The 21627-nt window shown below is 72.3% G+C and carries 23 protein-coding genes; 10 read left to right on the forward strand and 13 right to left on the reverse strand.

Annotation, left to right across the window (positions count from 1 at the left end; all coding sequences use genetic code 11):
* From ABD374_RS11850 to ABD374_RS11860, 3 genes are all read right to left on the reverse strand, one after another.
* Positions 1-483: carboxylate-amine ligase (locus ABD374_RS11850; RefSeq protein ID WP_344494275.1), on the reverse strand; the 483-nt coding region annotated here is incomplete at its 3' end.
* A gap of 89 nt (positions 484-572) precedes the next feature.
* On the reverse strand, positions 573-1028 hold the full coding sequence (locus tag ABD374_RS11855) for a DUF4383 domain-containing protein (RefSeq protein ID WP_344494277.1): 456 nt from the start codon (positions 1026-1028) through the stop codon (positions 573-575).
* Positions 1029-1331: 303 nt separating this feature from the next.
* Positions 1332-1607, reverse strand: a complete 276-nt coding sequence (locus tag ABD374_RS11860; protein ID WP_344494279.1) for an isoamylase early set domain-containing protein — start codon at positions 1605-1607, stop codon at positions 1332-1334.
* Between the two features lie 303 nt (positions 1608-1910).
* Here ABD374_RS11860 and ABD374_RS11865 point away from each other — a divergent pair, with 303 nt between their 5' ends.
* A complete protein-coding gene (locus ABD374_RS11865) occupies positions 1911-2321 on the forward strand; it encodes a hypothetical protein (RefSeq protein WP_344494280.1) in 411 nt (136 codons plus the stop codon).
* 78 nt (positions 2322-2399) lie between these two features.
* Positions 2400-3491: a glutamate--cysteine ligase 2 gene (locus ABD374_RS11870; RefSeq protein ID WP_344494282.1), complete on the forward strand. Its 1092-nt coding sequence runs from the start codon at positions 2400-2402 to the stop codon at positions 3489-3491.
* 68 nt (positions 3492-3559) lie between these two features.
* Here ABD374_RS11870 and ABD374_RS11875 read toward each other — a convergent pair whose 3' ends face one another.
* Together ABD374_RS11875 and ABD374_RS11880 are read right to left on the reverse strand one after the other, a co-directional pair.
* A complete protein-coding gene (locus tag ABD374_RS11875; protein ID WP_344494284.1) occupies positions 3560-3760 on the reverse strand; it encodes a hypothetical protein in 201 nt (66 codons plus the stop codon).
* A 158-nt stretch (positions 3761-3918) separates the two neighbouring features.
* Positions 3919-4416, reverse strand: a complete 498-nt coding sequence (locus ABD374_RS11880) for a peptidylprolyl isomerase (RefSeq protein ID WP_344494286.1) — start codon at positions 4414-4416, stop codon at positions 3919-3921.
* 218 nt (positions 4417-4634) lie between these two features.
* On the opposite strand from ABD374_RS11880, the gene ABD374_RS11885 reads away from it, so the two are divergent.
* Complete coding sequence (locus ABD374_RS11885; protein WP_344494289.1) at positions 4635-6056, forward strand: PP2C family protein-serine/threonine phosphatase; 1422 nt, start codon at positions 4635-4637, stop codon at positions 6054-6056.
* A gap of 26 nt (positions 6057-6082) precedes the next feature.
* Here the strand turns inward: ABD374_RS11885 and ABD374_RS11890 are convergent, their stop codons facing one another.
* Positions 6083-7570, reverse strand: a complete 1488-nt coding sequence (locus ABD374_RS11890) for a DNA-binding protein NsdB (protein ID WP_344494291.1) — start codon at positions 7568-7570, stop codon at positions 6083-6085.
* Positions 7571-7804: 234 nt separating this feature from the next.
* Here ABD374_RS11890 and ABD374_RS11895 point away from each other — a divergent pair, with 234 nt between their 5' ends.
* The 5 genes from ABD374_RS11895 to ABD374_RS11915 all read left to right on the forward strand — a co-directional run bounded on the left by ABD374_RS11895 (position 7805) and on the right by ABD374_RS11915 (position 15591).
* The gene (locus ABD374_RS11895) at positions 7805-8953 is read left to right on the forward strand and encodes an aminoglycoside phosphotransferase family protein (RefSeq protein ID WP_344494293.1); all 1149 of its coding nucleotides are present in this window, start codon (positions 7805-7807) and stop codon (positions 8951-8953) included.
* A 658-nt stretch (positions 8954-9611) separates the two neighbouring features.
* Positions 9612-10634 (forward strand): glutathione S-transferase family protein, encoded by a 1023-nt coding sequence (locus tag ABD374_RS11900; RefSeq protein ID WP_344494295.1) that lies wholly within the window; start codon positions 9612-9614, stop codon positions 10632-10634.
* 64 nt (positions 10635-10698) lie between these two features.
* Positions 10699-10971, forward strand: coding sequence for a DUF1232 domain-containing protein (locus ABD374_RS11905; RefSeq protein WP_344494297.1), 273 nt, complete (start codon positions 10699-10701; stop codon positions 10969-10971).
* Between the two features lie 219 nt (positions 10972-11190).
* Entirely contained in the window at positions 11191-13194 is a 2004-nt protein-coding gene (locus ABD374_RS11910) for an N-acetylmuramoyl-L-alanine amidase (RefSeq protein ID WP_425577197.1), read from the forward strand.
* 171 nt (positions 13195-13365) lie between these two features.
* Positions 13366-15591 carry a terpene synthase family protein gene (locus ABD374_RS11915; protein WP_344494299.1) on the forward strand — a complete coding sequence of 742 codons (2226 nt, stop codon included), beginning with the start codon at positions 13366-13368 and terminating at the stop codon, positions 15589-15591.
* Positions 15592-15682: 91 nt separating this feature from the next.
* Here ABD374_RS11915 and lepB read toward each other — a convergent pair whose 3' ends face one another.
* From lepB to ABD374_RS11935, 4 genes are all read right to left on the reverse strand, one after another.
* Positions 15683-16336 carry a signal peptidase I gene (gene lepB / locus ABD374_RS11920; protein ID WP_344494324.1) on the reverse strand — a complete coding sequence of 218 codons (654 nt, stop codon included), beginning with the start codon at positions 16334-16336 and terminating at the stop codon, positions 15683-15685.
* A gap of 94 nt (positions 16337-16430) precedes the next feature.
* Positions 16431-16931: a glycosyltransferase family protein gene (locus tag ABD374_RS11925; RefSeq protein WP_344494301.1), complete on the reverse strand. Its 501-nt coding sequence runs from the start codon at positions 16929-16931 to the stop codon at positions 16431-16433.
* A 161-nt stretch (positions 16932-17092) separates the two neighbouring features.
* Complete coding sequence (locus ABD374_RS11930) at positions 17093-17332, reverse strand: DUF397 domain-containing protein (RefSeq protein WP_344494303.1); 240 nt, start codon at positions 17330-17332, stop codon at positions 17093-17095.
* Between the two features lie 175 nt (positions 17333-17507).
* Positions 17508-17942, reverse strand: a complete 435-nt coding sequence (locus tag ABD374_RS11935; RefSeq protein ID WP_344494305.1) for an SRPBCC family protein — start codon at positions 17940-17942, stop codon at positions 17508-17510.
* Between the two features lie 51 nt (positions 17943-17993).
* On the opposite strand from ABD374_RS11935, the gene ABD374_RS11940 reads away from it, so the two are divergent.
* A complete protein-coding gene (locus tag ABD374_RS11940) occupies positions 17994-19535 on the forward strand; it encodes an ATP-dependent DNA ligase (protein WP_344494306.1) in 1542 nt (513 codons plus the stop codon).
* 249 nt (positions 19536-19784) lie between these two features.
* Positions 19785-19982, forward strand: a complete 198-nt coding sequence (locus ABD374_RS11945) for a DUF4236 domain-containing protein (protein ID WP_344494308.1) — start codon at positions 19785-19787, stop codon at positions 19980-19982.
* 20 nt (positions 19983-20002) lie between these two features.
* Here the strand turns inward: ABD374_RS11945 and ABD374_RS11950 are convergent, their stop codons facing one another.
* The 3 genes from ABD374_RS11950 to ABD374_RS11960 form a co-directional block, all read right to left on the reverse strand.
* Positions 20003-20377: a DoxX family protein gene (locus tag ABD374_RS11950; protein WP_344494310.1), complete on the reverse strand. Its 375-nt coding sequence runs from the start codon at positions 20375-20377 to the stop codon at positions 20003-20005.
* 105 nt (positions 20378-20482) lie between these two features.
* Positions 20483-20620: a hypothetical protein gene (locus ABD374_RS11955; protein ID WP_344494312.1), complete on the reverse strand. Its 138-nt coding sequence runs from the start codon at positions 20618-20620 to the stop codon at positions 20483-20485.
* 103 nt (positions 20621-20723) lie between these two features.
* Positions 20724-21563, reverse strand: coding sequence for an alpha/beta fold hydrolase (locus ABD374_RS11960; RefSeq protein WP_344494314.1), 840 nt, complete (start codon positions 21561-21563; stop codon positions 20724-20726).
* Positions 21564-21627: the final 64 nt, after the last annotated feature.

Genomic DNA, 21627 nt, shown 5'->3' on the forward strand with positions numbered 1-21627 from the left:
CGGCGAGTTCGCCGACATCGCCACCAGCACCGGCAGCCACACCCGGATCCGGTTCACCACAGCCACACCCATCTGCGGATCGGGCACGGCCGCATGCACATGCATCCCGTTGATCAGCTGCTCCGCGACCAGCTGCGGAGCCTGCGACTCCATCGCCAGATACCGCGGCCTGCGGCTCACCGGCACCGGCGCCGCCCGCCGAAACGGCGCCGCCGCACACGTCGCCAGCCGGCACCCGAACTCTTCGGCCGCCGCACCCACCGCATGACGCAGCCGCAGCAGATGACCCCCCACCTCCTCCAGATCCGTACACACCGGAGTGGCCACCTCCACCTGCGCCTGCAACAGCTCGGCCTGCACCTCCCCCCGGCCCACCACCGGCTCCAGCCCCGACGACCCCCGCACCTCCTCGGCCAGCGGCACCGGCAGGCCCGTGCCCGGATCGAGCAGCAGATACTCCTCCTCGACACCCACAGTGATCATGTGTGACACGCACCTCCCACCTGTCTCGCGATGAACCGGACCGGCCGCCTCGCCGGAGGTACGGGGACGTCCCGAGTCGTCCGCCCCGGTTACCTCGTCACGCCGGTGCGGGTGCGGCGGGTGAGCAGGACGCCGAGGGCGATCATGCCCAGGCCCAGGAACAAGTGCAGCCAGTTGTCGGCCGTGTTGAAGGGGACGAAGTTGGCCGCGCTGTCGAAGTCGATGAACAGGCCGTACAGCCACAGCACCAGGTAGACGGCACCGCCGCCGATGAGGTACGTGCGGGCGGTGGACGCGGCGCGGGCCATGGCCACACCGGCGACGCCGAACAGCAGGTGCACGATGTTGTGCAGGACGGACACCTGGAACACACCGAGCAGCTTGGCCTCGGAGTGGTGCTCGGCGAACTTCATCGTGTCGTAGTCGGTGGTGATGCCGGGGACGAACCCGAGGACGCCCACCAGCAGGAAGACCGCGCCCACCAGCAGCGCGGCCTGCTGCACAGGGGTCCGGGCGCTCGACGCCGTGCGGTGCTGAGTAGTCATGACAGGACCTTTCCTCTGCGGACGGCCCACAGAGCCGCCCGATCGATCCACTCCTGCGCGGCGGGTACCCCACGCTCGCGCCGTTATCCGGTCCCGCCCGGGCGGACGTTCTTCCGGGGGACGACCGGGTCTGGCGACCCAGCGGTCCGCCCTGCCGGCCGGCGACCGGGTCGGTGCGGCGGTGGCCCGCACCCTGCTCTTCGTGATGCGCGCCCTCGGCGTCGCCGATGCCGGTGCGGGGTGAACGGGGCGCTGTGCCGCGAGGCCTTCGGACGCCGCCCCGGCGCATGCCACGGCGTGCTGTCAGGTGTGGACGATGCTGTTGTGACCGTCCTGGTCGTCGGCGTGGCCGTCGTTGAACCAGTAGTCACCGTGGGCGAGGTAGCGGAAGCCGTAGCGCTGTTCCCTGGGGAGGGTGACGGTGACGGAGCGGGTGCCGTCCGCCCGCTCCGTGAGGGGGTGGGTTCCCGGCTGCCAGTCGTTGAAGTCGCCGACCACGCTGACCTGCCCGCAGGCCTGGCCCGCCGGGATGACGAAGGTGATCTCGGTGTGCTTCTTACGTCGGCTGCGCTCCAGCATCGTTGAACCTTTCCTCGGAGGGAGTGACTCAGGATCCCCACCGCGTCGGCCTTCCGGCACCTCTTGTTGAGCCGACGGCGCCGCCCGTCGCCCGTATGGGCCCGGACCTTCACCCTCGGCTCCGGCAAGGGAGTCCACCGGGGCCGGCCGACGGCCGGCCGGGAGCGGGCCGTTCATCCCAGGGCCGGCAGGACGACCGCGGCGGCCGCGCTCACCGGCCCTGTCACCTGTGGCCGGATGACCTGCGCGAGGAGAGCACCCCTCCGCTCGAGGTGCCCGGCACGGGCGCCCCGATGCGCTGAGGTGTCCGCCAGGAGGGCGAAGTCGAGCCGACTGAGCCTGCGGGGCCGACGCCACCCCCCACGACAGGGCGCCCACCCGGGACAACGGTTCCGCCCGGGCGGGGCCGCCGTACTCGCACTCGTCGCCCGCCGTCCACGGGTCCCCGCAGGCCCCGCCGCGGCCGTCGCCTCGGTCGACGCGGTGTCCTGTCCGGCGCTCCTGCTCTCCACGTTCACGCACGTGGTGCCGCTCACCGGCCCGGAAGCCGTCTTCATGACCGTCGGACCGGTGGTGGTCGCGGTCTTCGCCGTACTCGGGTTCACCGGCCTGCGCCGCTCACGGGGAGGCGGTGAGATCGTCTGCATCAAGCCTCCGATGGAGGGCAGGGACAGAGGAGCCGCATCGTGGCCCGTCTGCTTCCTCATGACGTGAGCCGTGGTGCGGTGCATCAGTGGATACACAGCATTGCGCCCCGGCTCCCATCCGGCCGGCCGCAGAGAGGCAGACGACGTGCGTAGTGTCGGAGTGGAGGAGGAGCTCCTCCTGGTGGACTCGCGGACCGGCGAGCCGCAGGCGTTGTCCGCGGCGGTACTGGCCTCGGTGTCCCGGGAGGGCGGCAAGGAGGCCGAGGTCTTCGAGGCCGAGCTGCACCGTCAGCAACTGGAGTTCGGCACCCGGCCGCAGACCGGCATGGGGGATCTCGCGGAGGAGATCATCCGCTGGCGGGCGGAGGCCGCGCGCCACGCCGAAGGCCTGGGCGCGGCCGTCGTGGCCCTGGCCACGTCGCCGCTGCCGGTCAGCCCGGCCATCGGAAGCGGTGAGCGCTACCAGTGGCTGGAGGAACAGTTCGGACTGACCACACAGGAACAGCTGACGTGCGGTTGCCATGTCCACGTGTCGGTGGACTCCGACGAGGAGGGCGTCGCCGTCCTGGACCGGATCCGGCCGTGGCTGTCCGTGCTGCTCGCGCTGAGTGCGAACTCCCCCTTCTGGCAGGGCAAGGACAGCAAGTACAGCAGTTATCGCAGCAGGGTGTGGGGCCGGTGGCCCTCCGCCGGACCGGTGGAGATCTTCGGCAGCGCCGACCGGTACCACGAGCAGATCGATGCCATGGTCGGCACCGGCGCGCTGCGGGACCAGGGGATGATCTACTTCGACGCCCGGCTCTCGCACCGTTACCCCACCGTCGAGATCCGGGTGGCCGACGTGTGCCTCGACCCCTCCACGACGGTACTCCTGGCCACGCTGGCCCGCGCCCTGGTGGAGACGGCGGCCCGGCAGTGGCAGGCCGGCGAACCGCCCGCGCGGCACGGGGTGGGCCTGTTGCGGCTGGCCGCCTGGCGAGCCGGACGGTCGGGGCTGGAGGAGGAGCTGATCCACCCCGTCACCATGCGCCCCGCACCGGCCGAAGCGGTGGTGCGGGCACTGTTCGAACATGTCCGGGACGCCCTGGAGGACAGCGGGGACGTGCTTTCCGTCCAGGAAGGCCTCGCGGCGCTGCTGAAGAGCGGAAACGGGGCGCGCGTCCAGCGCGATCTGCTGCACCGCAGCGGAGACCTGCGGTCCGTGGTCACCGAGTGCGTGCGCAGGACCCGCGGGTAGGCCGCGGGTCCGGGCGCCTGCGCGTTCCCTCTCGGGCCGTGGTCACGGACTTGACGGACGGGGGCGCGTCACGGGTGGTCGGGCTGCTGGTCCGGAGGCGTCCCGCCGCCCTCTCCGCCGCCCTTGTCTCCCTTGTCGGTCCCGTGGGCGTGCTTGCTTCCGTGACTCCCCGCCGAGCCGGGCTGGCCGGCCTTGAGTTCGGCGCTGTCCTGCGGGGTGGCGCCTCCCTTGTCGCTGCGCCGCTGTTCGGGCTGTTGCGGGTTGGACATTCTGATCCCTGCTCTCCGATCGGGACGTACCTGCTTCCTCCCTGCGCGTTCCCACGCAAACAGGGACAACACATTCGACAGGGCCGAACGCGGGGGCGCCGGCCGACGCGTGACGTCGGCCGGCGCCCCCGGTTCACGATCTCAGGGAGCGGAAGGGATCAGAGAACGCCGGACTCGGCGATGGTGATCTTGGCCTTCGGGCTGCCGTTGGACGTGCCGTAGCCCTCGATCTTCTTGACGAGGTCCATGCTCGCCTGGTCGGCGACCTCGCCGAACACGACGTGCTTGCCGTCCAGCCACGACGTCACCACGGTGGTGATGAAGAACTGGGAGCCGTTGCTGTTCGGGCCGGCGTTGGCCATCGACAGCAGGCCCGGCCTGTCGTGCTTGAGGTTGAAGTTCTCGTCGGGGAACTTCTCGCCGTAGATGCTCTTGCCGCCGGTGCCGTCGCCCCGGGTGAAGTCGCCGCCCTGGAGCATGAAGCCCGGGATGATGCGGTGGAAGGAAGAACCGGCGTAACCGAAGCCCTTCTCGCCGGTGGCCAGCGCGCGGAAGTTCTCCGCCGTGCCGGGAACCACGTCCTCGAACAGGTTGAAGGTGATCCGCCCCTCGGGCTGGTCGTTGATGGTGATGTCGAAGTAAGCCTTGATCGTCATGGTTCTATCCTGACATCCCGGGCGGCCTCTCGTGCATCCGGCATCCCGGCAAGCGGGTGGACGTCCCTCCGGGCGCCCACCGAGGCCGATGGCATATGCCGGAAGCACCACCGTATCGAGTGTTGCCGAATCCCTTACGGGCCTTTCCCGGCTGTGCCACAGTCGTAAGCGGTCCATCCACCAGAGCTGGCCCGGCCGCGCCTGTATCGGAGTACGACATGCCGTCCCATCTGTTCGCGGACTCCCCTGCGCCACAGCCTCCCCGGCGGGGCTCTGTCGACGCGCTGATTTCGCAGACCCGTCGGCTGCGCGGCGACGTGGCCGCGGTGCGCCGGGACGCGGTCGTGGTGGAGGACGAGGATCCGCACGGGCGCTGGCAGCGGGCCCTGTGCGATCTGGCGGTCCACCAACTCGACGACCTCGGCGCCCACTTGGGGCAGCTCAAGGCCGGGCTGCCCCCCGAGCCCGAGGAGGTGCCCGCCGACGGGCCCCCCGTCGCGCCGGGCACGTCGTTACTCAGCCGGGCCGGCAGCGCGGAGTGGAACCTCCTCACCGACGAGGTGGACTGGTCCGACGAGCTGTACGAGATCTTCGGCCGCCCGCCCGGGGACGGCCCGCTGTCGCTGGACGAACTGCCGTCCGTGCTCCTCCCCGAGGACCAGGGGTTCCTCACCTCGATGGTGACGGACTGCCTGGTCGACGGGAAGCCGATCGACGGCGAGTTCCGTATCATGCGCGCCGACCGCACCGTACGGACCCTGCACATGATGGGCGAGCCGGTGCTCGACGCCGACGGCTGCACCGCCTCGATGTGGGCCGTGCTGCGGGACGTCAGCGAGGTGCGCCGCAGCCGGCGCGCGGTGAGCGAGACCCGTGACTCACTGCGGCGCCGACAGCACATCGCGCAGACCGAGCACCGGATCGCGGTCGAGCTGCAGCAGACCGTACTGCCGCCGTGGCGCGGTCCCCTGCGGCTCCCGCACGGCGGTCCCGCCGCGCTCGACCTCGCCGCCCATTACCTGCCGTCCGCGTCGAGCGCACTGATCGGCGGGAACTGGCACGACGCGCTGGAGCTGCCCGGCGGGCAGACGCTGCTGACCGTGGGCGACCTGACCGGCCACGGGGTGGCCGCCACCTCCGGGATGGCCATGCTGCTCGGAGCGGTGCGCGGGATGGCCGTGGCCGGCATCGAGCCCGGTGCTCTGATGGGACACCTCAACCAGCTGCTGGAAGCCTCGACCCAGCCCGCGCTGGGCAGCGTGATGTGCTGCCGCTACGACCCGGTCGCCCGGCTTCTGACCTGGGCGCAGGCGGGCCACCCCGCCCCGCTGCTGTTCCGCGACGGGACGGGGCGCCCGCTGACGCCGCCTGAAGGGGTGCTGCTCGGAGCGACGTCCGGAGCCGCGTACGAACAGGTCGAGGTTCAGCTGCGCCCCGGTGACCTGCTGGTTCTGCACACCGACGGGGTCTCGCGCCGCAGCCCCACCGACGGTGCCGGTCCGTCCAGGCTGCTGGACCTCGCGCCGCGCTTCGCCGAGGCCCGTAGCGCGCAGGAGTGCGTGCGGCTGGTCGTGGCGGAGTTCGGCGAGGCGGAGCGTGAGAACGACGCGTGCGTGCTGATCGCCCGGGTCGCGGCGTAGAGCGGAGCGGTTGCGGGAGGCCGGTTCTAGATGGTGGCGCTCCTGTTCGTCTTCTTCGCGGGCAGTACCAGCTGAATCTCCTCGCGCAGGTCCTCGATCTTCGGGTAGTCCGCGTACTGGCCGGTGAGCCGGTACATCTGCCGCAGCCGGTCCCAGGTGCGGTGCGACGAGGTCTCCCCCATCGACACCAGCGCGAGGCGTGCGTACCGGTCGGCCTGTTCCGGGTCGTCCGCGATGAAGCACGCGGAGGCCAGGGAGAGGTAGTCGAAGATCTTCGACCGCTGCCTGCCGCCCGCCCGGAGATCGAGGGCCTGCTTGGCGTGGCGCTGCGCCGCGACCGCCGCTGCGGGCTCGTGCTCCGCGAGCGTACGGAAGGCCAGCGCCTGCATCCCGTGCAGGTCGGCCTCGTCGAACATCTGCATCCAGCTCGGCGGCGGGCCATCGCCCTTGTCCGACACGAACAGTTCCTCCGCCTCCCCCAGGGTGCGCCGCATGGCCTGGCCTCGGCCCAGGGACGCCTGCGCCCAGGCCTCGATGGTGTGCAGCATGGCGCGGGTACGGGGCAGCATCTCGTCGCCGGATCCGGACTTGGCGAGCTTCATCAGGTCCAGGGCGTCGTCGGGCTTTCCGAGGTGCACCATCTGGCGGGCGGCCCGGGAGAGGGCTTCGCCCGCGCGGGGGCGGTCGCCGCCCTCGCGGGCCGCGTGGGCGGCGATGACGAAGTACTTCTGGGCGGTGGGTTCGAGGCCGACGTCGTGCGACATCCAGCCGGCGAGGACCGCCAGGTTGGCGGCGACGCCCCACAGCCGACGCTGGAGGTGGTCGGGGTGATGGTAGGCGAGCATGCCGCCCACTTCGTTGAGCTGGCCCACCACCGCCTTGCGCTGGAGACCGCCGCCGCGGGCGGCGTCCCAGGCACGGAACACTTCGACGGAACGCTCGAGTTCTTCGATCTCCTGCGACCCGATGGGGGCGGCCTCGTAGCGGTCGTACCCGGCGGGGTCGGCGTGCAGGGAAGCGCCGGCGCGTGGAGCGCCGACCGTCGGAGCGGGGTCGGTGTGGAGCCAGTCGTGCATGGCGCTGCTGAGTGCGGAGCCTGCGGCGAGCGCGGCGCCCGCGCCCACCAAGCCGCGTCGGTTGAGCATGAGGTCCATTCCCGTGAATTCGGTGAGGACCGCCGCCGTCCGTTCGGGCGCCCACGGAAGGCCGTCGGGATTCTCTGCGCTCCTGACGTCCCGCCGTTTTCCTGTGCGCCCGTGCCGGTCGAACCCGAGGTCCTCGATGGTCACGACACGGCCGAGTCGCTCGGTGAACAGAGCTGCCAGCACTTTGGGCACGGGATCACGTGGGGCTTCCCCCATGTCGATCCAGCGTCGTACGCGCGAGGTGTCGGTCGCCAGCTGCGCATGGCCCATGGCCGCCGCCTGCCGGTTCACCAGTCTCGCGAGTTCGCCCTTGGACCAGCCGGCGAGGCCGAACAGGTCTGCCAGGCGGGTGTTGGGTTCTCCGGTCACATCAAGCCCCCAGGGTCTCGGCTGATTTCGACAGTAACCCCGTGTCAGATGCGGTGGGAATATTCGCCAGGGTTCGCCAGGGTCCGCCACATGGTGTGCCACCCGCAGGCGGGTGTCAGGTAAGAAAGCGCCACCCCGCTCCGGCAACCGAGCGGCATTCCCCAGGGTGTTGACCGGTTGCCGGGGCGGGCGGCGCACGCAACTCGTCGGCGCGCGAAGGGATCTGTATCGCCCATGTACACAGCATCGTCCTCCGTGTCCGCCCCGCCTCGGCCGTACCGTCCCGTGGCGACGGGCAGCGGGCCGTATCTCGACCCCCATCACGCCGGCGCAGCGCCGCTGGGCGCCGGCCGGACCCGGCGAGCGGCAGGGCTGGGCTCCCCGCCGCTCAGCGGGAGACTCGACCTGTCCGGCCCCCAGGGAGCGCAACTGAGGATGGCCATCGCCTCGGTGCACCGGATCTGCCCGGAGTTCAACCCGGTGCAGGTACTGCGCCGCAGCGGGCGGTCCGTACTGCTCGTCGGCACCACGGGCCGCACCACCGCGGTCGCGAAGTGTTTACTGGACCACTCCCCCGCCTGGACGGAGAGGTTCCGTCACGAAATAGCTTCTTATCGCACCTTCGTCCGGCATCGTCCCCCGGTGCGGGCGCCGCGGCTGATCGCGGCGGACCCCGACCACTGCACCCTGGTGATCGAGCGGATGCCGGGCCGGGTGGCCGCTCTCACCCGGCATCCGGCCGAGGCGCCGCCGCGCGCCGATCTGCGGGCCGTCCTCGGCGCGGTCAAGCGGGTCAACGAGTGGCAGCCGCCGGCCGACGTCTTCGAGACGCCGCTCGACTACTCCTCGCGGATCTCCCGGTACCACGCGCTGGGCCTGCTCACCGACCGGGACCTCGACGACCTGCAGAAGCTTCTGCACGGCTTCGCCCAGGCGACCGGGGGGCGGCAGAGCAGGCGGCAGTTCTGTCACGGCGACGCGCTGCTCTCCAACATCCTGCTGTCGCCGGCCGGGCCCGTCCTGGTCGACTGGGAGCACGCGGGCTGGTACCTGCCGGGGTACGACCTGGCGACGTTGTGGGCGGTGCTGGGCGACGCTCCTGCGGCGCGGCGTGAAATCAGCAAGCTGGCGCAGGCGCCGGGCACCGCGGCGCGGGACGCGTTCCTGGTGAACCTGATGCTCGTACTGACGCGGGAGATCCGTACGTACGAGACCGCTGTCCAGCGCACCATGCGGGAGGCGCCTGCGGTGACCGGAGCGACGGGGCAGGCCCCGGCCGGCGGGATGTCGACCGGTGAGGAGCAGCGGTTGCTGCTGCGGCGGTTGCACGACGACTGCGCGATGGCCCGGCGGGCCGTGCGCGCGGCCGTCGGCACCCGCTGAGGGGGAGGGGGAAGCACTGGCCCACCCGGTGACGATCGCCCGGGTGGGCCGATGCTCTGTCATGTGCCGTGGAGACCAGGGACTCTGGAACTCGACGGCGTCCACGTCGAACGCGTTGTTCCGCGGTGACGTGAGGACGAGACCGAGCTGTGGACCGACAGGGGTCCCAGCCTCCGGTGTCCGGTACCGGGGTGGAACTCGGGACTTCGTACTGCCGGGTGGCGCTGATGGGCATCGGCGGGGCGACTCCCACCGCGCGGGAGGACCCGGTGGTGCTCGGCGGGGGGGACGGCCGCCGAGCACCACCAGCTGCTCGCGGGCGTACGGGAGGCGGTCCGCCGGTGGTCGCGTCCGCCGGCGGCGCACGTGCTGCGGACCGGGCCGAGCCGTACGGGTGAGAACGCGGCGGCGGCCGGCGCCGGGATCCTCGCGATCGGGCACGCGCTGTCACCCGCGCAGGTGGACCGGGCGCCGGTAGGGGGCGGCGTCCTGAGGTTTCAGGAGGGCGCTCTCCTGGAACCTCGGGGAGCCGGCGGCAGGAGCGGTTCACCCGCCTGCGCGCCGGACGGCGGAGTCCCGGGTGATGACGGGGAAGGCTCTCCGTCGGTACGAGCAGAACACCGTCCGGCACCGGCCCCCGCCGGGAAGGGAAGTCACGATGAGCCGCGCCCACGACGACACGGACGGCAACGCCGCGTACGGGAAGAAGCCCTTCAAGCGGGCGAAGAGCCACTTCGCGGACCGCGTCACGGCCGACGGCAAGGACGGCTGGCCCGTCGAGGCCGGCCGCTACCGGCTCGTGGTGAGCCGCGCCTGCCCGTGGGCGAGCCGCGCGCTGGTCTCACGCCGGCTGCTCGGCCTGGAGGGTGCCGTGTCCCTCGCCGTCACGGATCCGGTCCAGGACGACCGCAGCTGGCGGTTCACCCTCGACCCCGGAGGCCGCGACCCGGTACTCGGCATCCGGTACCTCAGCGAGGCCTACGAGGCGCGGGAGCGGGGCTACTCCGGCGGAGTCAGCGTCCCGGCGATCGTGGACGTGCCCAGCGGCAAGCTGGTCACCAACGACTACCAGCGGATCACGCTGGACTTCGCCACCGAGTGGAAGGCGCTGCACCGGCCCGGCGCGCCCGATCTGTATCCGGAGCCGCTGCGCGCGGAGATCGACGAGGTGATGGAAGGCGTCTACCGCGACGTCAACAACGGGGTGTACCGGGCGGGCTTCGCGACCCGGCAGGGTGAGTACGAGGACGCGTGCCGGGGTGTGTTCCGGCGGCTGGACCTGGTGGCGCGGCGGCTCGCGGACCACCGCTATCTGGTCGGGGACACCATCACGGAGGCGGACATCCGGCTCTTCACCACGCTGGTGCGCTTCGACGCGGTCTACCACGGCCACTTCAAGTGCAACCAGTGGAAGCTGACCGAGAACCCCGTGCTGTGGGCGTACGCGCGTGATCTCCACCAGACGCCCGGCTTCGGGGACACCGTCGACTTCGACCACATCAAGCGCCACTACTACCGGGTGCACACGGGCGTCAATCCGACCGGAATCGTGCCGCTGGGGCCCGGTCTCTCCGGCTGGGTGACGCCGCATCACCGTGCGGAGCTGGGCGGCCGCCCGTTCGGTGACGGTACGCCGCCGGGGCCGGCGCCGGCGGCCGAGCGGATGACGTCCGGCGACTGAACCTCCCTGCGGCCGGGCAGACGGGGGGAGAGCGCGTGCGAGCGCGAACCGTCCGGGAGGTCCCATGAGCGCAGAGGCATGGACGCTGCTCGTCGTCGCCGTGGTCCTGGCGGTGGCGACGCTCGCCGTGGCGGTCGCCGTGCTCGTACGGCTGGTGCGCGCCCGCCGGAGCCTGCGGCGGGCGGGGCTGCCGGAGGGGCGCCCCTGGGCGTTCTGGGCCGCTGTCGCCTACCTCGTCCTGCCGGTGGATCTGATGCCCGACCCGGTGTACCTCGATGACATCGGCGTACTGCTGCTCGCCCTGAAGTCGCTGCGCGCCGATCGCGGCCCGAACTGATCCGACGGCGACTCCGCTTCCGGGGGCAGCCATTGGTGCACACCACTGACGCGTCGCAGGCCCGCGCACCTTCGTGGCGAAACCCTCCGTCATACCCGCGCTGACGTGCGAAGTCCCTGCGGCCGAGCCTCATTGACGGATCGTCCGGGAGCCGATACCCCTTGTCATCGCGTCCCGGCCGGCAGGCCCTTCGTGTACCACCCGTCCCTGGAGGCTGCAGTGCAAGGATCCGTCACGCCACGATCCGCGAGCGCGCGCAGGCGTGCCTGGCAGGCTGGGGGTCTCGTGGTGTCCGCCGCGCTGGTGCTGCCACTGCTGTCGGCCGGGCCTTCCGCCACCGCGGAGCGGACCGTGCGGCCCGCGCGGTCCGCCCAGCCCGCGTCCGGTGCGCTGCAGCGCGACTTCGCGGCGGCCGCCGCGCAGTACCGGGTGCCGCAGAGCGTGCTGCTCGGGGTGGCGTATCTGCAGTCCCGCTGGGACGCGCACGGCGGCGCGCCGAGCGTGACCGGCGGCTACGGCCCGATGCACCTCACCGACGCCGGGACCGCGCTCGAAGAGGCGCCGCACCACACGGACTCCGGGGAGGACCCGCGCGGTGACGACGCCCGCCCCGCGCGGACCGGTGGTGAGGCCGGGGTGCCGGAAGTGTCCGAACTCCCGGCCCGGCTGAAGACCCTGGAGCGGGCCGCCGCGCTGACCGGGCTACCGGCCGCGGAGCTGCGGCAGAGCCCCTCGGCGAACGTGCGGGGCGGGGCGGCGCTCCTGGCCGCCGAGCAGAAGCAGCTCGGGCAGCCGCTCAGCGCCGACCCGGCCGACTGGTACGGCGCGGTCGCCCGCTTCTCCGGAGCCGACGACACGGCGACCGCGACGACGTACGCCGATGACGTGTACGACGTGATCCGGACGGGTGAGCGGCGTACGACCGACAGCGGGCAGCAGATCTCGCTGCCCGGCTCCCCCCGGCTCGTACCCCACCGCACGCGGGCCGCGGACCTCGGGCTGCGGACCGCCGACACGGGACGCACCGAGTGTCCGAAGACGGTGGCGTGCGAGTGGATCCCGGCCCCGTACAAGGAGTTCGGGGACGGCGACTACGGCAACCACGACAAGGGCGACCGGCCGGCGAGCCAGGGCATCGACTACATCGTGGTCCACGACACCGAGGCCACCTGGGACACGACGCTCAAACTGGTCCAGAACCCGGAGTACGTGTCCTGGCAGTACTCGCTGCGCTCCTCGGACGGGCACATCGCCCAGCACGTGCCGCTCAAGGACGTGGCCTGGCACGCGGGCAACTGGTACGTCAACTCCAAGTCCGTGGGCCTGGAGCACGAGGGGTTCCTGACCTCGCCGGACGCCTGGTACACGGAGGCGATGTACCGCGCGTCGGCGCGGCTGGTGAAGTACCTGGCGAAGCGGTACGGGATCCCGCTCGACCGGCAGCACGTCCTGGGTCACGACAACGTCCCGGGAACGACCACCGCCACCATCCGCGGGATGCACACCGACCCGGGCCCGTACTGGGACTGGGCTCACTACTTCGAGCTGCTCGGCAAGCCCTTCACCCCGTCGGCGGGCCCCAGCAGCGGTGTGGTCACCGTCCGGCCCCGGTACGCGAAGCACCAGCCCCTCTACACGGGCTGCGTGAAGGCCGGGCAGCCCTGCGCCCCGCACGGTTCGGGCGCCGTCCGGCTGCACACCGCGCCCGCCCAGGACGCGCCGCTGGTGAAGGACATCGGTCTGCGCCCCGGTGGCCAGGACTCGACGAACGGCGTCAACGACACCGGCGCGCGCGCCTCGACGGGGCAGCAGTACGCCGTCGCGGAGCGCAGGGGCGAGTGGACCGCGATCTGGTACCTGGGGCAGAAGGCGTGGTTCCACAATCCGCGCACCCGGCCGACCGCGGTGAACGCGCGCGGCCTGCTGCTGACGCCGAGGGACGGGGCCGCCGAAGTACCGGTGTACGGGCGGGCCTACCCGGAGGCGGCGGCGTACGCCGGCACGTCCGTCCCGGTGCAGGCCATTTCACCACTGCCGTACAAGCTGCTCGCCGGACAGCGTTATGTGGTCGGCGACCGTGCCCCGGGCGAGTACTTCTTCGCTCCGAGGTTCGATACCGCCGGACACCGGGTGATCCGGGGTGAGGAGGCGTACCACGAGATCCAGTTCGGACACCGGGTCGCCTATGTGAAAGCCTCTGACGTGCGCGTGTTCCGGCCGTAGCGGGTCACGGAAGACGACGGGGCGCCATCGCCGACTGCGGCCGATGGCGCCCTTTTGTATGACTAATCGGCGCGGGGAGTGGGCCGTACGGGCGACGGGTAGGGCTGGGCCGAATCGACCGGTCCGTGCGGCGGTGGACGCGCGGACGTCCTGGAAAGGCCGGACCCGTACATGGCACAACAGCCCTTCACACTGCCGGACTTCTACGTTCCGTATCCGGCACGGCTCAACCCCCACGTCGACGAGGCCCGTCGGCACACGCGGGAGTGGGCTCGCCGGATGGAGATGCTGGAGGGCTCGGGCATCTGGGAGGAGCGCGACCTCGAAGCGCACGACTACGCTCTGCTCTGCGCGTACACGCATCCCGACTGCTCCTCCGACGTGCTGGCGCTGGTCACCGACTGGTACGTGTGGGTCTTCTTCTTCGACGACCACTTCCTGGAGACCTTCAAGCGGTCCCTGGACCGGGAGGGCGGGAAGCGGTACCTGGACCGGCTGCCGGCGTTCATGCCGATGGACCTGGCGGACGGCATGCCGGAGCCGGAGAACCCGGTCGAGGCGGGGCTGGCGGACCTGTGGACGCGGACCGTGCCGAGCATGACCGGCGCATGGCGGGAACGGTTCGCCGAGTCGACCAGGAACCTGCTCAACGAGTCCCTGTGGGAACTGTCCAACATGGACGAGGGACGGATCGCCAACCCCGTCGAGTACATCGAGATGCGCCGGAAGGTCGGCGGCGCGCCCTGGTCGGCGGGCATCGTCGAGTTCGCGGCGAACGCCGAGGTCCCGGCGTCGGTGGCGCACTCCCGGCCGCTCGCGGTGCTGCGTGACGCGTTCTCGGACGCGGTGCACCTGCGCAACGACCTCTTCTCGTACCAGCGTGAGGTCGAGGAGGAGCACGAGAACAGCAACGGCGTACTGGTCCTGGAGAATTTCCTGGGCTGTACGACGCAGGAGGCGGCGGAGGCGGTGAACGATCTGCTGACGTCCCGGCTCCAGCAGTTCGAGAACACGGCGCTCACCGAACTCGGGCCGCTGTGCGCCGGGAAGGGGCTGCGCCCGGACGAGACGGCCGCCGTACTGGCGTACGCCAAGGGCTTGCAGGACTGGCAGTCGGGCGGGCACGAGTGGCACATGCGCTCCAGCCGGTACATGAACGGCGGGGGGGCGGCGGCCGGGCCCGCCGGGAGCGGCTGGGGCATGGCGGCGGCCACGATCCACTTCACGCCGAGGGCCGAAGCCGCGCGGCTGCGCAAGCACGGCCACGTGCCGTACCAGCACATCGGTCCGTCCATCGTGCCCGATCTGGACTTCCCGTACCCACTCCGGCTGAGCCCGCACCTGGCGGGGGCCCGGGAGCGGAACGTCGCGTGGGCGTGGCGGATGGGGATGCTGGGGCCGCAGCCGGGGCGGCCGGCGTCGCACGTGTGGGACGAGCGCCGGCTGCGGAACATCGATCTGCCGCTCTGCTCGGCGGGTCTGCAACCCGACGCGACGCCGCAGGAGCTGGACCTGTCGTCGAACTGGCTGACCTGGGGGACGTACGGCGACGACCTGTACCCCGTGATCTACGGCCGCACCCGCGACCTGGCCGGCGCGTACGCGGCCAATGAGCGGCTGCGGCTCTTCATGCCCCTGGACGGGGAGGCCACGCCCGAGCCGGTGGACGCGATGGAGCGGGGACTGGCCGACCTCTGGCAGCGGACGGCGGGGCCGATGAACGACGCTTCGCGGCGTACGTTCCGCACGTCGGTCGACGACATGATCGCGAGCTGGGAGTGGGAGCTGGCGAACCAGGCGCTGCACCGCGTTCCCGATCCGGTGGACTACGTCGAGATGCGGCGGTTCACCTTCGGCGCCGACATGACGATGCGGCTGTGCCGGCTGTCGCACGGGGACCGCGTTCCGGACGAGATCTACCAGAGCGGCTCCATCCGGTCGCTGGAGAACTCGGCCGTCGACTACGCCGCCCTGCTCAACGACCTCTTCTCGTACCAGAAGGAGATCGAGTACGAGGGCGAGATGCACAACGCCGTCCTGGTCGTGCAGAACTTCTTCGGCGTCGACTATCCGACCGGGGTCGAAATGGTGCACGAGCTGATGAAGGGGCGGATGAGGCAGTTCCAGCACGTCATCAAGGTCGAACTGCCCGTCCTGTACGACGACTTCGGGCTGGGCGCCGAAGCCCGGGAGATCCTCGACGGCTATGTGCGTGAGCTCCAGGACTGGATGGCCGGGATCCTGAACTGGCACCGCGGGTGCGTCCGCTACCGCGACGAGGACCTGCGCAGCGGGGCCGGCGGCGCGCCGTGGCACCTGAGCGGCCCCACCGGGCCGGGCACTTCGGCCGCCCGGGTCACCGCCCTGCTGGGTCGGCCGGCCGCGGCACACCTGTAACACCGTCCGCACACCCCACACCGCCCGCCGTCGGTGAACGGGCCGCTGCGTACGGCCTGTTCACCGGGGGCGGGAGAGGCGACGGGGGCGGTCAGCGCCGCGCGCCGGTGCCCGCGCCGTCGAAGGTGGCGGGTACCGGCAGGCCGTCCAGCCGGCCGACCGGCCAGGCGACCACCACCGCGCGTCCCACCACGTCGTCCACGGGCACCATGCCGGCGCCGGGCTGGTGCTGGTGGTAGCGGGAGTCTCCGGACGCCTGCCGGTGGTCACCCATCACCCAGAGGTGGCCGGTGGGCACGGTGACCTTGAACTGCCCCTCCGGGTCCGTACTGCAGGCCGTGTTCCCGGGGAAGACGTACGGCTCGTCGAGCGCCTTGCCGTTGACCTTCAGCGGGCCCGCGCCCTCGCACTCCACCGTGTCGCCGCCGACCCCGACGACCCGCTTGATCAAGTCCTTCTCCTCGGCGGACGGCATCAGTCCGACAAAGCCGAGCGCCTTTTGCACCGCGCCGGGCTGCGGCGTCGGCTCGTTCCTCAGCCAGTCGCCCGGGTCGTGGAAGACGACGACCTCACCGCGCTCGGGCTCGGAGCCGAACCACGGGGTCAGCTTGTCGACGAGTACCCGGTCGCCCTTCTGGAGCGCGTTCTGCATGGACTCCGAGGGGATGGAGAACGCCTGCACCAGGAACGTCTTGACGAACAGGGCCAGCAGCAGCGCGATCACCACGAGGAGCGGGAGCTCCATCCACAAGGGGCGCTGCTTCCTCACCTTCGGATGCCGTGTTCCCGGTACGCCGGCTGCCACGTCTGCCACCACCGCTCCTCGCCTCACACGGAACTCAACCCTGCTGGAAAAGCTCCGCGGGCAGGGGCTTCAGCAGCGCGTACAGGTCGTCGGTGATCGGCCGGTCCCAGCTGGCGATGGTGACGAGCACATGGTCGCTGCGGTCGAACTGTACGCAGGAGATGCGGCTTTCGGAGAGCTTGACGCGGCGCACGATCAGCAGGTTGTCGCCCTGCATCACCGGCATGTCCTCACTGCCGACCACCTCGACGGGCTCGTCGTTCTCGAGCGCCGCGAGCAGCTGCGCCACCTCGAAGGGCACCTGCCCTTCGGCGAGCTCCCGGGCCGGGGAGCCCTCCGGCAGATTGCCGATGACCATCGCGGGGCCGCGGCCGCCGAACAGGTCGTAGCGCAGGAAGACACCCTGGCAGCTGCCGTCGGGGGCGGGCAGCAGGCCCGCTCCGAGGTTGCCCGGCCAGTCACCCGGGTCCATGGCCAGGACGTCGAATTCCGGGCCCGCGGGCGTGGCGGAGGGGCGGCGGCGGAGGAAGGACATGCCGCCATGGTACGTGGCCCGGGCGGGCTTCCGGCGCCGGGGCGGGCCGGTGCGCGGCTCGCTCCCGGCCGCTCGGGGCGCGCGGCCGGCGGGGCCGGGGATCCGCCGTACGGGCCGGAATCCGGCCCGTACGGCGAGGGGCGGCGCGCGGTCGCGGGCCCTCAGGTCAGATCGAAGGCGCCGTCCCGCGCGTTCCTTACGAAGGCACGCCATTCGGCCGGGTCGAAGATCAGTGACGGGCTGCCGGGTCTGGCGGCGTTGCGCATCGCGATGAATCCCTCGACGAACGCGATCTGAACGTCGCCGGCCCCCTGACTGCCCGACTGCCAGTCCGCTCTGCTCAGGTCCAGTTCCGGCTTGCCCCAGTCCGCAAGCCGCTGCGCGGTGATGCTCTCGGCCACGTCCCTGCTCCTCCCGGTTCGTCGTCCGCCGGTCAGCCTAGCGATCGTCTCCGGCGACGGACAGGCCGCGACGGGAGTGCGCGGACCGTGGGCGTCGGACGCCCGGGGCCGGGCCGGGTGCGCCAGGTACAGCTCGTGCCGTACGTGGGCCCCGGGGCCTCCGCCCGCCCAGCCCCTACGCCCCGAGCAGGCCCTTCACCGCCCGGCCGAAGACCACCCGTCCCGCCCGTACGACCACCGCGTCGAGCGCCCGGGGGAACCCGCGCAGCCGCAGCTCCTCCGTCCAGACGACCACGGCCCCGCCCCCGGCGGGGCGTACGTCGATCTCGGCCCACCCCAGGACCACTCCGCCCCGCTTCTCCAGCCGGCAGTGGCCGGCGCCGCCCCGCACCGGCGGGTCCCAGGCCATGACCTCCATCGGGTCGTCGAAGCCCAGGCGTCCCAGGCCCGTACGGGCCACGAGCACCGTCCCCTCGGTGGTCGGCGGCGGGGTGGTGACGGTGATGCGGGTGAGCGGGACCTGAGCGGCGTGGTGTTCCCACACGGTCAGGCGCCGCCACGCCTCGTCGGCCGGCAGCGGCGTTCGGTGTTCGATACGGAAGAGGGCCACCATCCGACCTTAGAGCTGTGCAACGGCGCGCGCCGTTGCAGGATGGAGGGCATGTTGCTGGTCACACTCGCCCGGGTCTCGCGGGAGATCGCCTCGACGTCGGCGCGCTCGCGCAAGACCGCGCTGCTGGCGGAGCTCTTCCGGAGCGCGGAGCCCGACGACGTACCGATCGTGATCCCCTACCTGGCGGGCCGTCTCCCCCAGGGACGCATCGGGATCGGCTGGAGCCTGCTGCGCGAGCCCGTCGCTCCCGCCGCCGCGCCCACGCTGACCGTGGGCGGGGTGGACTCGGCGCTGACGGGGTTCGCGGGGGTCTCGGGGCCCGGCGCGCAGGCGCGGCGGGGGCGGCTGGTGCGGGAGCTGATGGCGGCGGCGACGGACGAGGAGCAGCGGTTCCTGGTCGGGCTGCTCACGGGTGAGGTGCGGCAGGGGGCTCTGGACGCGCTGGCGGCGGAGGGGCTGGCCGCGGCGGCTTCGGTGCCCGCCGCCGACGTGCGCCGGGCGGTGATGCTGGGCGGTTCGCTGGTCTCGGTCGGCCGGGCGCTGCTGGCCCGGGGGCCCGCGGCGCTCACGGAGTTCCGCCTCCGGGTGGGCCGCGCCGTGCCGCCGATGCTGGCGCACCCCGGGCAGGACGTCGGCGCGGCGGTCGACAGGCTCGGGCCGTGCGCCGTGGAGGAGAAGCTGGACGGCGTCCGGGTCCAGGTGCACCGGGACGGGGCGTGGGTGCGCGTCTTCACCCGCACTCTGGAGGACATCACGGACCGCGTACCGGAACTGACCTCGGCCGCCGCCGGGTTGGCCGGGGACCGGTTCATCCTCGACGGCGAGGTCATCGCGTTCGACGCGCGGGGCGGGCCGCGCCCCTTCCAGGACATCGCGGGCCGCGTCGGCTCCCGCCTCGACGTGGCGGCGGCCCGTGAGGCGCTGCCCCTGTCGCCCGTCTTCTTCGACGTACTGGCGCTCGACGGCGAGGCTCTCCTGGACCTGCCCTACCGCGACAGGTACGAGCGCCTGGCGCGCCTGGTGCCCGAGCCGATGCGCGTACGCCGGACGGTGGTGACCGGTCCCGACGACGCGCCGCGGGCCGGGGACTTCCTGGCGCGCACGCTGGGGCGCGGCCACGAAGGGGTGGTGCTCAAGGCGCTGGACTCGCCCTACCAGGCGGGACGGCGCGGCGCTTCGTGGCTCAAGGTGAAGCCCGTGCACACGCTCGACCTGGTGGTCCTGGCCGCCGAGTGGGGGCACGGCCGCAGGACCGGCAAGCTCTCGAACCTGCATCTCGGGGCACGGCGGCCCGACGGTACGTTCGCGATGCTCGGCAAGACGTTCAAGGGGCTCACCGACGCGATGCTGGACTGGCAGACGGAGCGGCTGCGGGAGCTGGCGACCGACGACAGCGGTCATGTGGTGACCGTACGTCCGGAGCTCGTCGTCGAGGTCGCCTACGACGGGCTCCAGCGGTCCACGCGCTACCCGGAAGGGGTGACGCTGCGTTTCGCGCGTGTGGTGCGCCACCGCGAGGACAAGCCGGCCACCGAGGCGGACACGGTCGCCGCCGTCCTCGCCACGGGTCCGGTGCGGGCGGCGGACTGAACGCTCCCGTCCGCCGTCGGCGGGCGCGGACCGTCGGCGTGCTCCTACGGACCAGTCCCCCGCGTGCCGCCTTGCGGACGATGGGGGTGCGCGTGCTGGAGCATGTCCACCACGGCGGGGAGCGCGGGTTCCCACGCCGCGTGGCAGGGCGTCCGGACCGCCGCACGCGTGACGTCGGGCCGGGGGCATGGGGCGGGCAGGACGGGACACCCGTACAGTCTCGGATCCCCTCCTCCAAGGACGCCGACCATGCCGATCACATTCCGCAAGAGCTTCCGGATCCTCCCGGGGGTGCGGCTGAACATCAACCGTCACTCCTGGTCCCTCACCATGGGCGGCAGGAACGGCCCGCGGCACACCTTCAGCAGTACGGGCCGCCGCACCACCTCCATGGACCTGCCGGGTCCCTTCGGCTGGCGCGGGACCACGCGTACGCGCAGGCGCTGAGCCGCGCCGCACGGGACGACTCAGCGCGTGGCCTCCCGGCCGGTCCTGGCCGCCCACAGGACGAGCGGGACCTGGAGCGGGAGCCGCCCCCAGGCCAGGGCCTTGAGCGGGGCGGGCTTGTGGCGCCAGTCGTACGCCATCTTCACGTTGGCCGGGAAGACGCCCGCGAAGAAGCACGCGGCGGCGACCGCGCTCGCCCGCCGGGTGCGGGGCACCGCGATCCCCGCCGCCAGCAGGAGTTCGGCGACGCCGCTCGCGTGCGTCCAGGCGCGGGGGCTTCCCGGCAGCGTCCGGGGCACGATCGCGTCGAACTGCCTGGGCGCGACGACGTGGGCGGCGCCGGCCGCCGCGAGAAGACCCACGAGCAGACGCGCGGAACGGTCGGTGGCGGTCAACTGGGGCCTCCAGGGCAGACGTGGCGGTTGCGGCGGCCGCGCCGGTCGTGGCAGTCCGGCAGCCTGATTATTACCAGCCGGTACGCCGCATTGCCAGACACCGTGTCAGTAGCAGCCGGCCGCCCTGAGCTGCGTGGGAAACGCCTCGGGCGCGTCCTGATGGACCGGATGGCCCGCGCCGACGGTCACCGGGCGGCAGCCGGGGATCAGCTCCGCGGTCCGCGCCGGCCGGTCCTGCGGCATGGGCCGGCTGTTCCCGGACCGGCCGCGCAGCAGCAGGACGGGCGGCGCGGCGGGGTCGCCCCCAGGTGCGGTACGCGATCCGGACGCCGTTCGCCCGTACGCTTCACGGCGCCGGATCGAAGAAGGCACCCACGGTACGGGTGAACCGGCCGGGGTCGTCCAGCCACGGGAAGTGGCCGCCGCCGGGCTGGACGGTCAGTTCGGCGCCGGGGAAGAGGGCGGCAATCTCGGCGGCGCGTTCCGGGGTGGGCACGCCGTCGCGTTCCCCGGCGAGCACGAGGACGGGCGCCCGGAGCGCCGCCAGCGCGGCGCGCGTCGCCGGCGGATCGAAGACGCTCTGGGTGGCGAACACCTTCGCCGCCGCCTCGTTCAGCTGGAGCGGGCTCGCGGCGGCGTGCGCCCGGGCGGCCGCGTCCCAGCGCCCGTAGAGGAACGGACGGGCCGAACCGGGCGCGTCGACGCCGCGCAGCTGGGCTTCGAGGGCGGCGTACGCCTCCTCGAACCACGGCTCGTCCTTCCGCGCCCGCGCCGCCGCCAGCCGGTCCTCGGCCGTCACCGGCACCCCCGCCGCCCATGCGGTGGGCGTGACGAGCGCCAGGCGGCGGATACGGCCGGGGTGCGCGGCGGCGTACAGCATGGCGAGGTTGCCCGCCGCCGAGTGCGCCAGCAGGTCCGTCCGCTCCAGGCCCAGGTGTTCGCGCAGCGCCTCGACGTCGGCGACGAGCCGCTCGCAGCGGTACGTCGCCGGGTCGGCCGGGACCGCGGAGTCGCCGGTGCCGCGCAGGTCGAGGAGGACGAGCTGCCGGTGGGCGGAGAGGCCGCCCAGGTCGCCGAGGTAGGCGGAGGCGCGCATGGCGCCGCCGGGCAGGCAGACCAGCGGCTCCCCCTCCCCCACGAGGTGGTAGGCGAGCGTGGTCCCGTCGTACGCGCTGAATGTCCCCATGTGCAAGATCATGTCAACTGCCGGGCGTCCCGGGCAACGCGTTCCCTTGACGTCCGACCGGGCT

Origin of the sequence: Streptomyces enissocaesilis, assembly GCF_039533765.1 — a bacterium.
In the GTDB taxonomy this organism is placed as follows: domain Bacteria; phylum Actinomycetota; class Actinomycetes; order Streptomycetales; family Streptomycetaceae; genus Streptomyces; species Streptomyces enissocaesilis.